The organism is Gammaproteobacteria bacterium (genome assembly GCA_009838035.1).
Classification (GTDB): domain Bacteria; phylum Pseudomonadota; class Gammaproteobacteria; order Steroidobacterales; family Foliamicaceae; genus Foliamicus.
Map to the genome: position 1 here is coordinate 206,733 of VXSK01000003.1, position 13,640 is coordinate 220,372.

Here is a 13,640-nt window from a genome sequence, read left to right on the forward strand (position 1 = left end):
TTTGTGCGAATGAGTAAGAAACTGCAACTGGCGGCCTTCCTGGTGACGGCGGCCCTGTCTTCGCAACTGGCGGCCCAGGACGACCCGACCGCGGGCGACCCGGAGCGCGGGCGCATACTCGCCGAGCCCTGCCTCGGCTGTCACGGCATCGAAGGCAACATGACCACCTATCCGCCGTACCACGTGCCGAAGCTGGGAGGTCAGAACCCCAACTACATCGTCAAGGCTCTGCAGGGCTATGCGGGCGACGACCGCGAACACGACGGGATGCATGCGCAGGCCGCCGACCTGACCGAACAGGAACTCAGGGACATCGGCGCGTACTTCGGGGGGGAGACCGCCGTTGAGGCGAACACCGAGGTCACGCCTCCGGAATCGGGGATCTTCTGCGTGTCCTGCCACGGCGTCAACGGTGTCAGCATCACGACCGAGTTTCCGCACCTGGCCGGCCAGCATGCCGACTATCTGAACGAGACCATCCGCCAGTACCTGGAAGGCGAACGCAGCGACATTTCGATGAACGCCTTCCTGAACATGCTCACCGCAGAGCAGTTGAACGAGCTGTCGGAGTTCTACGAGAGCCAGCCGGGCCTGGTTACGGCCGAGCGCTGAACGCCGAAAAGCGAGCGGAGATCTTCCGGCGGCTGAGCCGGACGAATCCGCGCCCCACCACGGAGCTTTCCTACGGCTCGCCGTTCGAGTTGCTGGTGGCCGTGGTGCTGTCGGCCCAAGCCACCGACGTCGGCGTGAACAAGGCCACGAAGACGCTCTTTGCCGAAGCCAATACGCCGGACTCGATGCTGAAGCTGGGCGAGGCGGGCATTCGCAGGCACATCCGGACGATCGGGCTGTTCAACGCCAAGGCGGCCAACGTCGTTTCCTTGAGCCGGATCCTGCTGGAGGAGCACGGGGGCGAGGTGCCGCGCGAGCGCGAGGCGCTGGAAGCCCTGCCCGGAGTGGGCCGCAAGACCGCCAACGTGATCCTGAACACGGCCTTCGGCGTGCCCGTGATCGCTGTGGACACCCACGTGTTCCGTCTTTCCAACCGCACCCGGATCGCGCCGGGCAAGAACGTGGTCGAAGTCGAGAATCGTCTGATGCGCCTGACGCCGAAGGAATACCTGATGCACGCCCATCACTGGCTGATCCTGCACGGCCGCTACGTGTGCCAGGCGCGCAAGCCCCGCTGCCCCGATTGCGTGATCGCCGACCTCTGCGAATACCCGAAGCGCCTGCGCCCCAAAGAGTAGAATCCCGGGGGAAATGACCCCCGAAATTAAAGGTATCTCCGGCGCCGGCCTCGGCCTCCGCCGCCCGTATCTCAAGCCGTTCACGGAGGAACCGCCCGAAGAGGTCGATTTCTTCGAGCTGGCGCCCGAAAACTGGATCGGCGTGGGCGGCGCGCTCGGCAGCCGGCTCGAATTCTTCACCGAACGCTGGCCGGTCATCGCCCACGGTCTTTCGCTGTCGATCGGCGGCCCCCACCCTCTCAACGAGGCGCTGGTGCGCGACGTCGGCGCCTGGATGGACGAATACGGCGTGCGGCTTTACTCCGAGCACCTGAGCTACACGAGCGACGAGGGGCAGCTCTACGACCTCCTGCCGGTCCCGTGCACGGCGGAGGCCGTGCGTTACGTCGCCGGGCGCATACGGCGGGTGCAGGACATCCTGGGCCGGCGGATCGCGGTGGAAAACGTGTCCTACTACGCATCCATGGGCGCGGAAATGAGTGATGCCGAGTTCCTGGCCGCGGTCCTCGAGGAAGCGGACTGCGGTCTGCTGCTCGACGTGAACAACGTTTACGTCAACAGCGTCAATCACGGCTACGACCCGCGCGCCTTCCTGGACGCGATTCCGGCCGAGCGCGTGCTTTATTTGCACACGGCGGGACACTACGACGAGGCGCCGGACCTGCTGATCGATACCCACGGCGCATCCGTCAAGGAAGAAGTCTGGGACCTGCTGGCGCATGCGTACAAGCGCCTGGGCCCGCGACCCACGGTCCTCGAGCGCGACTTCAACCAGCCGCCGCTGCCGGAGCTGCTCGCCGAAGTCACCCGTATCCGCGACGTCCAACGCACCTGGGCATGACCGACGATTTCCAGGCCCTGCAGCGGCAACTCACCGCCCACCTGCGCGACCCGCAATCCAACCCGGCGCCGGAAGGCCCCGAAGACCGGCGCATCGGCATCTACCGCCGGCTGGTGTTCGGCAACGTGTCGCGCCTGCTGGCAGCGAACTTTCCCATCGCGCGCAAGCAGCTCGGCAAAGATGCGTTTTCCGCCCTGATCCGAAACTTCCTGCGCGAACACCGCGCCGAAACACCGTATTTTCCGCGGCTGGCCGGCGAACTGCAGGCTTGGTACCAAAAGGTCCAGCACCGCCGCGAGCACGACCCCGCGTGGCTGCGGGAGCTGATCCTGTTCGAATCGGAAAAGCGCAGGTTAAGGAACTGCGCGGACCCGGCGCCGGCCGCGGAGATCGATCCCGACGGCGACGTCATTTCCGGCGTTCCGGCGCCCTCCCCCCTGCTGCGGTTGCTGACGCTGCGTTACCCCGTGCACAAGGGCAAATCCGAAAGGCTAGACGATTCGCCACCCGACGTGCCGTCCTTCCTGCTCCTGAGGCGCGACAGCGCCGGACGGATGCGAACCGAGGAACTGGGCGTCCTCTCCGCGGGCCTCCTGGCCATGATCCTCGACGGCGCCACCCAGACTGGCGCCGAATTGCTCGAAAACATCATGCATCAGGCGCCGGCCGACGCCCGCGCCCCCTTGATCAAGCAGGGAAAGGAACACCTCCGCCGCTTCCGCCGCATAGGCGTGCTGCTGGGAACGTACCGCTGAACGCCTGGAAGTAGGGGCATTGCGCCCACGGCGTCCCGCCCTCGAAGTCGCTCACGGGAGTCAATAACGCCGGGGCGTCGCCTTCAGCTTCTCCAGGCGCGGCTTCAACGCGAGCGCCAGGACCACTGCGGCCACCGCAAGCACGACAAGCAGCACCCAGCTCTGCGGTCTGCCCCGCGCGCCGCTGTATATCGCCCAGGCAATCACCCATAGCCCCGAGGTGCTGACCAGCGCCACGCAGCCGTGCAGCGACTGGGCGCGCGTCTTGAGCAACAGCGCGAAGAAGTACAGAGTGAGTTGCCCGGTGACCAACTGCAGGAACACGATGGGATTGTCGAACGTGAAGTAGAGCGCAAGCGTGGAGAGGAAGCCGAGCACCCCGAAAGCGGTGAAAGGCGGCCGCCCGGTCAGGTAAAGAAATGCGAAGACGCCGGCCATCAGCACACAGAGCGCCAGGAGCCACCAGACGCCGCCCACGAAGGCCGTGATCAGTGCCAGCATGCTGAGCGCGTTGCACATGTAGAAGAGGAAATCCGCAAGCGCCGGGTGTGTGGTACTGCCCATGCCCGGAAGCAGGTACCAGCGGTCCGCCGTATTCTGGGCGAACTCAAAAGCGCCCGACGCCATCATGAACGCCACGGCCACGAAAAAGAACCCGGGCGCGTTGGCCCGGAACGCCACGTAATCCCAGTTGGCATACACCGCCCAAAGCAACACCAATGGCGAAAGCAGCGCAATCGCATGCGCCGCGAACACCCACACCGCCACCGGCGTCGGCAGGTCGATCTGCGCCTTCAGGCCGGCCGGCTTGCGAATTGCCCGACCGCCGCTTTCCTCGTTCATCCCGGCCAACTCATTCGATCGAATCGAATCTTACCCGCCGGCACTGCTCCAACGAACTTGAACAGCGCCTCGAAGTCCCCGGCATCGGCCCGCCTCAGCGCCTGAAGATACGCATCGCGCCGTTCGTTGTCGCGCTGAAGGTCATGGCCGCTCGCCCACTCGATAGGCGGACGGTCGAAGTACCGCTTCAGAAACTCGTCCGCGGCAATGCGCGCATGCCGCCCGTTGCCGTTCGGAAAGGGGTGGATCTGCACCATGCGATGATGAAACCGTGCCGCCGCTTCCATGGGCGGGTAAACGTTTTCTTCACACCAGATCCGGGCGTTCTCGAGCAGCAGGCGCAACTGAACCGCAATTTCCGGCGGGGCAATGCCGATGTTCGTTTCGCGCATGCGGTAGCTGCCCGCCCATGTCCACACATCCCCGAACAGTTGCATGTGAAGCTTCCGCACGAACGCGTCGTCCAGGATGTCCCCGCGGCGCGTTCGCGCCAGCCATCGCAATCCCTGGGCGACATTTGCCTGTTCCACCTCGTCGAGTTGCCCGCGAGTGGTTACATGGCGCAACTTGAGTCCCCGCATGTCGTCGGGCGTCAGCGGCGTGGCTCCGTACGGGTCAACGACCCTATCAATCATCCCAGAGTTCCGGCTTCGCTTCGCGTGCAAATTCCAGCGCGAGATCCTTGACCTGCTCGCCGACGCGCTTTTCAGGCAAGCCCTGCCGCTCCAGCGCCATGTGGGAACTGGCCCGCCGAATGACGCGCTCCGCCTTCTCCCGCGCGCGCCGCTCGAGTTGCGCGCCGACGCTGCCCTCCGCCGGAACGAGGGCGTAGACCAGCCGCGCATCCAGCGCCGCGGCCAGTTTCTCGAGTTGCCGCAACGTGACTCCGCCGGCGAGTTCCTTGCGCTCGGCCTGGTACACTGCCGCCTTGGTGACACCGGCGCGCTCTCCCACCTGGCGCGCGGACATGCCGAGCGCCTTGCGGACCGTCGCAAGCCAGCCTTCGGGAGGCTTGTTGAGTCCCCCGGCCCGCTCCATCGCCTCGTCCACGATCCGGGCATACTGCCTGGAAACAGTCTGTCTAACGTTCATGAGAATATTTATTCATTACCTATAGTGATCTATAAGTATATCAATACATAATATTATTATCTTCGTTCGCTAATATATCGATAGCTGTACGGGCGGAAAATCGGCCTGTGTCATTCATTCGGGCCAGTTCATGCGGTCGAAAAAGATCTTGCCCGCGATCCGCCGGAATATCCGCGGTGTGCGCAACACCGCCTCGATTACGGCACCCGAAGACAAATGATCGAACGCCCAGCGTGCCGCGTGCTGCCAGCGGCGGCGCGGATAGAGCCTCTGGATTGCTTCCCCCGGATCAGGGCCGTCTTCGGACAGGTGGCAAGCAATGGCAGCGCCCGCCAGCCGCCCGTAGCGATAGGCGCGGTGAATTCCGCCGGCAGTCAGCGGCGACACCATGCCGGCCGCGTCGCCGAGCAGCATGACGCCCTCGGCGTAGAAGTTGCGCAGCAGGCCCCCGATCGGAATGATCCCGCCCCGCTTCTCCAGGACCCTGCGTTTCGACAAGCCGAACAGGGAATCGATGCGCCGGATGAAACCGCGCAGATCGACCGTATGCGAGGAGTGGCACGCCAGCCCGACCTGCGTCACGCCGACGCCCGGCAGCACCCACCCGATGTAGCCGGGAGCGAACTCGGGATCGACAAAGCAGTGCAGGCTCAACTCGGCCTCCTCCAGAGGTTCGTACGCGTATTCCACCCCCTTCAGGTAGCGCGTGTTTCGGTCCAGCCCCATGAGCTTCGCGACCGGCGAGCGAGCGCCGTCGGCGCCCACCAGGAACCGGCATGTCGTCCCCGACTCGTCAAGAACCCAATGCCCCCGTTCCCGCCTGGCGCCGCTGAAGGCCTCGCCGACGCGGATTTCGACTCCGGAATCTGCCGTTTCGTCCTGCAGCCATCCCAGCAGTCCCGCCGTATCCGTCGCCAGGAAGAAATAGTCGTCGCGCTCGACCGCCGCCGAGCGCAGGCTCGGCCCATACACCCGCACCCGCCTGATCTCCCGGACCAGGCGCTCGGGCGCCGCCCATTCGTCCTGCGCCTCCTTGACCAGAATGCCGGTCGTGTGAATGTGCTGCCCCGCCTGCCGCTTCTTCTCCAGCACGAGGACCTCCAGACCCTGCCCGGCCAGCTCCCTCGCACACGCCAGCCCCGCAAACCCGGCGCCGACAACTACCACGTCATAATCCACGCGCGGATTACACCCCCTTGACACTCTCTGTGCAACGCACCCCCGGGCGCGTGATATTCTGCCGGGCCATGAATAATTGGCTTGACTCGATTGTCCGGTTCGGATGCGGCGGGATGAAGCGCCTGCACGCCGTGGACTGGCTGGCGCCGCTGGCGATCCGTTTGTACCTGGTGCCCGTGTTCTGGGTGGCCGGAACCAATAAGTGGCACCCGGAACGGGGGTTGGAATTTACTGCGCGGTATTTCGACCGGCTGGGTTATCCCCTGCCCGAACTGATGGCGTTTCTGGCCTGTGCGACTGAAGTCGTCGGCGCGGTCGCGCTCCTGCTGGGGCTGGCCACGCGCCTTGCGTGCATCCCGCTGATGTTCGTGATGACCATCGCCGTGACCACCGTGCACTGGCAGAACGGCTGGCAGATCACGGCGGACCCGCGCAGCCCCTTCCCCGGCGAGGACATCGATGCCGCGCGCGAACGGCTGAGCGAGGCGCGGCGCATCCTGCGCGAGCAGGGTGAGGTTCTGCACGACGACAGAGGCTGGTTTACGGAATTCGGCAGCATCGTCATCCTGAACAACGGCGTCGTGCTGGGCGTGACCTACTTCGTGATGCTGCTGGCCCTGTTCTACCTGGGCGGCGGCCGCCACGTCAGCCTCGACCACTACATCGCCCAGGCCTGGCGCCGCCGCGGACAATAACCTCCTGGGAGCGAGGGCATGCTCCTCGCGGTGTCCCGCCCTCACGTTACCTGCGCAGGAAGCGGTCCGTCCGAATTCCGCGCATCCAAACGCGACCGTAATAGCATCTCTACTCTATGAACGCTCAAGAACCCGGGAGATTCTTATGAATGAGGCAACCCTAGCCCTGATGATTCCGATTTTTTCGGTCACAATGCCCTTTCTATTGGCCGGCGGGATCGTTGGGTTCGTTACCTACTTCAGGTATCGCAGGCGACGCGAAGTGCAGGAAACGATCCGGATAGCGATCGAAAAGGGCCAGGAACTGCCTACGGAGTTCCTTGAGACGATCAGCAGCCCAAAAAACGAGCCCAAGCCCAAGAAGGACCAGGACCTGCGCCGCGGCGTCGTCCTGATCGCGGTGGGCTTGGGCATCGCGGCCTTTGGCTTCCTTGTCGGAGAAGAAGACGCCGCGAGGCCTCTGTTAGGTATCGGGTCCATTCCGTTTCTGATCGGATCGGCGTTGACTTTCTTGTGGATATTGCGGACGCGCCACAACCAGTAAGCCTGCGCGGAGCGTGTCATGCAGGAAAGCGACCGGCAGTGTGTGCTGCGGGCGCGGGCCGGCGACCACGCGGCGTACGGCGAACTGGTCGCACGGCATCAAGGCAAGGTGCGGGGCTGGCTGGGCCATCTGTGCGGCGATCATGCCGAGGCGGACGATCTGGCGCAGGAAGCGTTCGTGCGCGCCTGGACGCGACTCGGCGATCTCAAGGACACGGCACGCTTCTCCTCCTGGCTCATGAGAATCGCCTACAACGAGTTCCTGCAAAGCCGGCGCCGGGCGCAGAAACGGCAACGGCTGGCGGAGCGGCTGGCGACGGAGCAGGACGTGCACGGGAACATGGCGCCCGGAACACAGCCCGAACACGCCATCGAACTGGAGCGCGTGCTCTCGATACTCTCGGAGCGCGAGCGTGCGGTCGTTGTCCTGAATTATGCTTACGGTTACTCGCACGGCGAGGTGAGCGAGTTGACCGGCCTGGCGCTGGGCACGGTAAAGTCACTGATCCAGCGCGGCAACCGGAAAGTAAGGGAGAGACTTGATGAACGAGCCTGACACCGGCAGAGAGATTGACCGCGAAATGGCGGCGCTGTTCTCCACAGCCGAAACACCGCCGGAATCGGACGAACAATTCGTGGCTGGAGTCATGAAGCAGATCCACCGCCGCGAGCGGATGCGGTGGTGGGTGCTGGGAAGCGCCGCGCTCATTGCCTGTGTGTTCGCCCTGCCGGCATTGTGGGAACTGCTGACCGCATGGAGCGGCGTGGCCCCGAATCTGCTGGACGGCCTGGGCGGCCGGATGGATCAGGCCGTCACCCTGACCGGCGATTTTCTGAACACCGCCGTTCGCTCGATCACCTTCCTGACGGGCGCCGCGCTTGCGGTTGCCATTTTTCCACTGCTTCGCTGGCTGGCCGACTAGCCCACACACCGCCCACGACCGCAGGGCTTGGCTAAGCCTTCTTCGGTGCGCGGCGAGGGAGGTAGAGGTCGGTGATGGTGCCGAGGTAGGCCTCGGCGGCCATGCCGACGGATTCGGACAGCGTGGGGTGCGGGTGGATGGTCAGCGCCAGGTCTTCGGCTTCGGCGCCCATTTCGATCGCGTGGGCCACCTCCGATATCAGGTCGCCGGCGTTCACGCCGACAATGCCGCCTCCGATGATGCGGCCGTCTGAAGCGTCGAACAGCAGCTTGGTCATGCCTTCCGAGCGCTGCATGGAGATGGCGCGGCCGCTGGCGGCCCAGGGGAACACGCCCTTGCCGTAGTCCACGCCCTGCTCTTTCGCCTCGGCTTCGGTCAGTCCCACCCAGGCGACTTCCGGGTCGGTGTAGGCGACGGACGGCACCACGCGGGCATCGAACGCGACTTTCATTCCGGACGCGGCTTCGGCCGCAACCTTGCCTTCGTGGGTGGCCTTGTGGGCGAGCATCGGGTGCCCGATGATGTCGCCGATCGCGAAGATGTGCGGCTGGTTGGTGCGAAGCTGCTTGTCCGCCGGGATGAAACCGTGCTCGTTCACGGTCACGCCGGCTTTCTCCGCATCGATCCTGGCGCCGTTGGGAACGCGTCCCACGGACACCAGCACCCGGTTGAAAACGTCCGGCTCGGGGGCCTTTTCACCCTCGAACGTCACAGCGATTCCCCTGGCCGTGGCCTCGGCCGACGCCACCATTACGCCCGTATGGATGGCCGCGTACTGCTTGCGGATGCGCCGCTCCAGCGGCTTGAGCAGGTCGGCGTCCGGTCCCGGCATCAGCCGGTCCAGCGCCTCGACCACCGTAATCTCGCTGCCCAGCGCCGCGTAAACGGTGGCCATTTCCAGGCCGATGATGCCGCCGCCGATCACCAGCAGGCGTTTCGGAATGTCGTCCAGCAGCAGCGCGTCGGTCGAATCCATGATCCGCGGATCGTCGGGCAGGTTGGGCAGCGGGCGGCTTTGCGATCCGGCGGCGATGATGCATTGCTCGAATTCCAGCGTTTCGACGCCGGCAGCCGTTTCCACGGCCAACTCATTGGGGCCCGCGAACCGCCCCGTGCCTTCGAGCACGGTCACCTTGCGCTTCTTGGCCATGCCGGACAGCCCGCCGGTCAGACGGCCCACCACGCCCTCGACCCAGGCGCGCGTCTCGGCCGGCTCCAGCGTCGGCGCGGCATAGCGGATGCCCGCTTCCGCGACATGCTCGGCCTCGTCCATGACCCGCGCCAAATGCAGCAGCGCCTTCGACGGAATGCAGCCGACGTTCAGGCACACGCCGCCCAGCGTGGGATAGCGCTCGACGAGCGTGACTTCCATACCCAGATCGGCGGCCCGAAAAGCCGCCGTGTAACCTCCGGGGCCGGAGCCGAGCACCGCCAGTTGCGTCTTCACTCGCCGCTCTCCGCTTCGCCTTCGTCGTCAACGGGCGCGAGCAGCCGGTCCGCGTCGGCCAGCAGGGCGCACAGGCGGGTCGTGAAGCGCACCGCCGTGGCCCCGTCGATCACGCGGTGGTCGTAGGACAGCGACAACGGCGCCATCAGCCGCGGCCGGAACCCGACATCGCCGAAAACGGGCATCATGCGGGCACGCGATACGCCCAGGATCGCCACTTCCGGCGCATTGATGATCGGCGTGAACGCAGTGCCGCCGATGCCGCCCAGGCTCGAGATCGTGAACGAGCCGCCCTGCATCTCGTCCGGCGCCAGCTTGCCGTCACGGGCCTTGCCGGACAGCTCCTGGAAGGCCCGCGCCAGACCGGCGATATCGAGCCTGTCGGCGTCGCGGATGACCGGAACCAGCAGGCCGCGCTCGGTGTCGGCGGCGAAGCCCAGGTGCACGAACTTCTTGAGCGCCAGCGCCGCGCCGGCATCGGTGAGCGAAGCGTTCACCGTGGGGAACTCCTTCAGGCACAGCACGGTGGCGCGCGCCACGAAGGCCAGCAGCGTCAGGCGCACGCCGTCGGCGGCCAGTTCGGCCTTCAGAGCCTTGCGCCTCGCCTCGACGTCGGTGATGTCGGCCTCGTCGTGCTGGGTCACGTGCGGGACGTTGACCCAGCTCGCCCAGAGCCGCGGCCCCGAAATCTTCTGGACCCGGCCCAGCGGGACCACTTCGATCTCTCCGTGCGCGGAAAAATCGACTTCCGGGACCTCCGGCAATCCGGCGCCGGGCGCGCCGCGCTCCAGCGCCAGCTTGACCCAGGCCTTGACATCGGCCTTGCGGATTCGGCCCTTGACGCCCGATCCCGTGACCGCGGCCAGGTTCACGCCCAGCTCGCGCGCGAATTTGCGCACCGCCGGCGAGGCGTGCGCCCGGGAGAAGCCTTCCTCGTCGATGGGCGGCAGGGTCCCGGGCGTGGAAGGAAGCTGCTGGGCCGCCGCGGGCGCGGACGGCGCAACCGTGGCCTGCGGCGCGGAAGGCGCGGCGCCCTGCGCGGGAGCGGAGGGCGCATCCGCTGCCGCCGGCGCGGATTCGTCCGGTCCCGCCGACGCCGGGGCCTCGCCTTCCAGCTCGGCGATCACGTCGCCCTCGTTGACCTTGTCGCCCACCCCCACCTTCAGGCTGACCACGCGCCCGTCGAACGGCGCGGGCACGTCCATGGCCGCCTTTTCCGTTTCCAGCGTGATCAGCGGGTCGTTGGCGGCGACCTCCTCGCCGGCGGCCACGGTGATTTCCACGACTTCCACATCGGTGAACTCGCCCAGGCCGGGCACGCGAACTTGGGTAACTTCGGGCATGATTCCGGGGAAATCAGAGCGTGACGGGATCGGCCTTGGCGGGATCGATTTCCCATTTCCGCATCGCTTCGGACACCTTGCCCGGATCGATCCGCTCTTCCGCGGCCAGCGCCGAGAGCGCCGCCGCCGCGATGTAGCGCGCATCCACCTCGAAGTGATTCCGAAGCGCCGAGCGGCCGTCGCTGCGCCCGAAGCCGTCGGTGCCCAGCGTAATGAACGTGCCCGGCACCCATTGCCGTATCGAATCCGGCAGCGCCGCCATGTAGTCGCTGGCCGCGATGAAGGGCCCCGTGGCGTCGCCCAGCGCTTCGGCCAGGTACGCGCGGCGCGGCTCCTCGCCGGGATTCATGCGGTTGTAGCGCTCGCAGGCCATGCCGTCGCGGCGCAACTGGTTGTAGCTGGTGACCGACCAGACGTCCGCCTCGACGCCGTATTCCGTGCGCAGCAGGTTCGCCGCGCCGACCGTCTCGTTGAGAATCGCGCCCGATCCGAACAACTGCACCCGCTCGGCGTCTTCGGCGCCCTCCCCGTCGCCCGGCAGCCGGTAGATCCCCTTGAGAATGCCTTCGCGCATGTCCCGGCGCATCGGCGGCTGGCGGTAGTTGTCGTTCATCGTGGTGATGTAGTAGAAGACGTTCTCCTGCTTCTCGAACATGCGCCGCAGCCCGTCCTGGACGATCACGGCCAATTCGTAGGCATAGGCCGGGTCGTAACTGAGGCAGTTCGGCACCGTGGAGGCCGCCAGGTGGCTGTGGCCGTCCTGGTGCTGCAGGCCCTCGCCGGCCAGCGTCGTGCGCCCCGACGTGCCGCCGATCAAAAAGCCGCGCGCCTGCGAATCGCCGCCGGCCCAGATGAAGTCGCCGATCCGCTGGAAGCCGAACATCGAGTAGAAGATGTAGAACGGGATCATCGGCAGGCCATGGGTCGAATACGAGGTGCCGGCCGCCAGCCAGGAGCAGAACGAACCGGCCTCGTTGATGCCCTCCTCCAGGATCTGACCCTTGATGTCCTCGCGGTAGGCCATCAGTTGCTCCGAATCCTGCGGCGTATAGAGCTGGCCCACCGACGAATAGATACCGAGCTGCTTGAACATGCCCTCCATGCCGAAGGTGCGGGCCTCGTCGGGCACGATGGGTACGACGTGCTTGCCGATGGTCTTGTCGCGCGTGAGCATCTGCAGGAGCCGGACCAGCGCCATCGTGGTGGAGATCGAGCGCGTGCCGGAACCGCCGGTGATCGACTTGAACTTGCTCAGCGCCGGGGCCTTCAGGCGCGCCGCCTTGGTCACCCGCTGCGGCATGAACCCGCCCAGCCGCCGGCGGCGCTCCTTCAGGTAGCGTATTTCCTCGCTGTCCTCTTCCGGCATCCGGAAAGGAATCCTGGTGCTCTTGAGCTGCTCGTCGGTGACCGGGATATTGAAGCGGTCGCGGAACTCGCGCAGCGCGTCAAGGTCCAGCTTCTTGGCCTGGTGAGCGGTCATACGGCTTTCGCCGCCCTCGCCCATGCCGAAACCCTTCACGGTCTTGGCCAGGATCACCGTCGGCCGCCCCTTTTGCTGGATGGCGCGCTCGTAGGCGGCGAAGATCTTCAGGCGGTCGTGGCCGCCGCGGTTCAGGAGCTCGATGTCCTCGGTGGACATGTGTCCCACCAGGTCCTTAAGGCCATCGATCGCGCCGAAGAATTTCTCGCGCGTGTATTCGCCCCCCAGGGCCTTGCAGTTCTGGTACTCGCCGTCCACGCACTCTTCCATGCGCCGGCGCAGCAGGCCGTTGTGGTCGCGGGACAGGAGCGGGTCCCAGCGCGACCCCCAGATCGACTTGATCACGTTCCAGCCGGCGCCAAGGAAGGCCGCTTCCAGCTCCTGGATGATCTTGCCGTTGCCGCGCACCGGCCCGTCGAGCCGCTGCAGGTTGCAGTTCACGACGAAGATCAGGTTGTCCAGGCCCTCGCGCACAGGCACCGTGATCGCGCCCAGCGACTCGGGTTCGTCCATTTCGCCGTCGCCCAGCATGCACCACACGCGGCGGTCGCCCATCTCGGCCAGGCCGCGGTGCTCCAGGTAGCGCATGAAGCGCGCCTGGAAGATCGCCATCATCGCGCCCAGGCCCATGGACACGGTCGGGAACTGCCAGAAGTCCGACATCAGCCAGGGATGCGGGTACGACGAAAGGCCGCCGCCGCCCACCTCCTGGCGGAAGCGGGCGAGCTGTTTGTGGGTCAACCGGCCTTCCAGAAAGGCCCGCGCATAGATGCCGGGCGAGGAGTGCCCCTGGAAATACACGAGGTCGCCGCGATTCTCCTTCGTCGGCGCGCGCCAGAAATGGTTGAAGCCCACTTCGTATAGCGTCGCCGCCGACGCGTAGGTGGCGATGTGCCCGCCGAACTCGGAGCTCTTGCGGTTGGCGTGCACGACCATCGCCATGGCGTTCCAGCGGATGTAGTTCTCTATCCGGCGCTCCAGCGCCACGTCGCCCGGGTATTCGGGCTGGTCGGCCTGGTCGATCGTGTTGAGGTAGGCGGTGTTGGCGGCATAGGCCATGTGCGCACCCGAACGGTGGGCGCGGTCGGTGATTCGTCTGAGGAGAAAGGCCGCGCGCTCGGGACCATGCTCGCGCAGGACGGAATCGATCGATTCCAGCCACTCGCGGGTCTCCAGCGGGTCGCTGTCGTGGAAGGGATTGGCGCGCTGTACGGGGTCGTCTGGCATACAATCAGGCCGACAAGAATAA

At 65.8% G+C, this 13,640-nt stretch carries 15 protein-coding genes; 8 read left to right on the forward strand and 7 right to left on the reverse strand.

Annotated features, from left to right (window positions below; translation table 11 throughout):
• Positions 1 to 9 precede the first annotated feature (9 nt).
• Genes F4Y72_03555 through F4Y72_03570 form a run of 4 tightly spaced genes read left to right on the forward strand, consistent with a single transcriptional unit; the run spans position 10 to position 2,846 of the window.
• A complete protein-coding gene (locus F4Y72_03555; GenBank protein ID MXZ27364.1) occupies positions 10 to 612 on the forward strand; it encodes a c-type cytochrome in 603 nt (200 codons plus the stop codon).
• Positions 609 to 1,250 carry an endonuclease III gene (gene nth / locus F4Y72_03560; GenBank protein MXZ27365.1) on the forward strand — a complete coding sequence of 214 codons (642 nt, stop codon included), beginning with the start codon at positions 609 to 611 and terminating at the stop codon, positions 1,248 to 1,250. The genes F4Y72_03555 and nth overlap by 4 nt, the downstream gene beginning before the upstream one ends.
• A gap of 13 nt (positions 1,251 to 1,263) precedes the next feature.
• On the forward strand, positions 1,264 to 2,091 hold the full coding sequence (locus F4Y72_03565) for a DUF692 domain-containing protein (GenBank protein MXZ27366.1): 828 nt from the start codon (positions 1,264 to 1,266) through the stop codon (positions 2,089 to 2,091).
• Entirely contained in the window at positions 2,088 to 2,846 is a 759-nt protein-coding gene (locus tag F4Y72_03570) for a DUF2063 domain-containing protein (protein ID MXZ27367.1), read from the forward strand. Before F4Y72_03565 ends, F4Y72_03570 begins: the two co-directional genes overlap by 4 nt.
• Before the next feature lie 60 nt (positions 2,847 to 2,906).
• Here the strand turns inward: F4Y72_03570 and F4Y72_03575 are convergent, their stop codons facing one another.
• From F4Y72_03575 to F4Y72_03590, 4 genes are all read right to left on the reverse strand, one after another.
• Entirely contained in the window at positions 2,907 to 3,689 is a 783-nt protein-coding gene (locus tag F4Y72_03575) for a hypothetical protein (protein ID MXZ27368.1), read from the reverse strand.
• A complete protein-coding gene (locus F4Y72_03580; GenBank protein ID MXZ27369.1) occupies positions 3,686 to 4,324 on the reverse strand; it encodes a mobile mystery protein B in 639 nt (212 codons plus the stop codon). The genes F4Y72_03575 and F4Y72_03580 overlap by 4 nt, the downstream gene beginning before the upstream one ends.
• On the reverse strand, positions 4,317 to 4,781 hold the full coding sequence (locus F4Y72_03585; protein MXZ27370.1) for a mobile mystery protein A: 465 nt from the start codon (positions 4,779 to 4,781) through the stop codon (positions 4,317 to 4,319). The genes F4Y72_03580 and F4Y72_03585 overlap by 8 nt, the downstream gene beginning before the upstream one ends.
• A 114-nt stretch (positions 4,782 to 4,895) precedes the next feature.
• Positions 4,896 to 5,960 carry an NAD(P)/FAD-dependent oxidoreductase gene (locus F4Y72_03590; protein MXZ27371.1) on the reverse strand — a complete coding sequence of 355 codons (1,065 nt, stop codon included), beginning with the start codon at positions 5,958 to 5,960 and terminating at the stop codon, positions 4,896 to 4,898.
• A 113-nt stretch (positions 5,961 to 6,073) separates the two neighbouring features.
• On the opposite strand from F4Y72_03590, the gene F4Y72_03595 reads away from it, so the two are divergent.
• The 4 genes from F4Y72_03595 to F4Y72_03610 all read left to right on the forward strand — a co-directional run bounded on the left by F4Y72_03595 (position 6,074) and on the right by F4Y72_03610 (position 8,121).
• Positions 6,074 to 6,655, forward strand: a complete 582-nt coding sequence (locus F4Y72_03595; GenBank protein MXZ27372.1) for a DoxX family protein — start codon at positions 6,074 to 6,076, stop codon at positions 6,653 to 6,655.
• A gap of 145 nt (positions 6,656 to 6,800) precedes the next feature.
• Positions 6,801 to 7,199, forward strand: a complete 399-nt coding sequence (locus F4Y72_03600; GenBank protein MXZ27373.1) for a hypothetical protein — start codon at positions 6,801 to 6,803, stop codon at positions 7,197 to 7,199.
• Between the two features lie 18 nt (positions 7,200 to 7,217).
• Positions 7,218 to 7,754 (forward strand): RNA polymerase sigma factor, encoded by a 537-nt coding sequence (locus F4Y72_03605; protein MXZ27374.1) that lies wholly within the window; start codon positions 7,218 to 7,220, stop codon positions 7,752 to 7,754.
• Complete coding sequence (locus tag F4Y72_03610; protein MXZ27375.1) at positions 7,741 to 8,121, forward strand: hypothetical protein; 381 nt, start codon at positions 7,741 to 7,743, stop codon at positions 8,119 to 8,121. The genes F4Y72_03605 and F4Y72_03610 overlap by 14 nt, the downstream gene beginning before the upstream one ends.
• Before the next feature lie 31 nt (positions 8,122 to 8,152).
• On the opposite strand, the gene lpdA is transcribed toward F4Y72_03610, so the two are convergent.
• From lpdA to aceE, 3 genes are read right to left on the reverse strand one after another with little or no spacing between them, the layout of a single operon-like run.
• On the reverse strand, positions 8,153 to 9,568 hold the full coding sequence (gene lpdA, locus F4Y72_03615; GenBank protein ID MXZ27376.1) for a dihydrolipoyl dehydrogenase: 1,416 nt from the start codon (positions 9,566 to 9,568) through the stop codon (positions 8,153 to 8,155).
• Entirely contained in the window at positions 9,565 to 10,911 is a 1,347-nt protein-coding gene (locus F4Y72_03620) for a biotin/lipoyl-binding protein (GenBank protein MXZ27377.1), read from the reverse strand. The genes lpdA and F4Y72_03620 overlap by 4 nt, the downstream gene beginning before the upstream one ends.
• 13 nt (positions 10,912 to 10,924) lie before the next feature.
• Positions 10,925 to 13,618, reverse strand: a complete 2,694-nt coding sequence (gene aceE / locus F4Y72_03625; GenBank protein ID MXZ27378.1) for a pyruvate dehydrogenase (acetyl-transferring), homodimeric type — start codon at positions 13,616 to 13,618, stop codon at positions 10,925 to 10,927.
• Positions 13,619 to 13,640 lie beyond the last annotated feature (22 nt).

Bases quoted from the DNA above. Each gene is read 5' to 3' on its own strand.
- F4Y72_03610 (MXZ27375.1), top strand. From the start codon at position 7,741: ATGAACGAGCCTGACACCGGCAGAGAGATTGACCGCGAAATGGCGGCG.
- aceE (MXZ27378.1), bottom strand. From the start codon at position 13,618: ATGCCAGACGACCCCGTACAGCGCGCCAATCCCTTCCACGACAGCGAC.
- F4Y72_03575 (MXZ27368.1), bottom strand. From the start codon at position 3,689: ATGAACGAGGAAAGCGGCGGTCGGGCAATTCGCAAGCCGGCCGGCCTG.
- F4Y72_03555 (MXZ27364.1), top strand. From the start codon at position 10: ATGAGTAAGAAACTGCAACTGGCGGCCTTCCTGGTGACGGCGGCCCTG.
- F4Y72_03570 (MXZ27367.1), top strand. From the start codon at position 2,088: ATGACCGACGATTTCCAGGCCCTGCAGCGGCAACTCACCGCCCACCTG.
- F4Y72_03595 (MXZ27372.1), top strand. From the start codon at position 6,074: ATGAAGCGCCTGCACGCCGTGGACTGGCTGGCGCCGCTGGCGATCCGT.
- F4Y72_03565 (MXZ27366.1), top strand. From the start codon at position 1,264: ATGACCCCCGAAATTAAAGGTATCTCCGGCGCCGGCCTCGGCCTCCGC.
- F4Y72_03580 (MXZ27369.1), bottom strand. From the start codon at position 4,324: ATGATTGATAGGGTCGTTGACCCGTACGGAGCCACGCCGCTGACGCCC.
- F4Y72_03585 (MXZ27370.1), bottom strand. From the start codon at position 4,781: ATGAACGTTAGACAGACTGTTTCCAGGCAGTATGCCCGGATCGTGGAC.
- F4Y72_03605 (MXZ27374.1), top strand. From the start codon at position 7,218: ATGCAGGAAAGCGACCGGCAGTGTGTGCTGCGGGCGCGGGCCGGCGAC.
- F4Y72_03600 (MXZ27373.1), top strand. From the start codon at position 6,801: ATGAATGAGGCAACCCTAGCCCTGATGATTCCGATTTTTTCGGTCACA.
- F4Y72_03620 (MXZ27377.1), bottom strand. From the start codon at position 10,911: ATGCCCGAAGTTACCCAAGTTCGCGTGCCCGGCCTGGGCGAGTTCACC.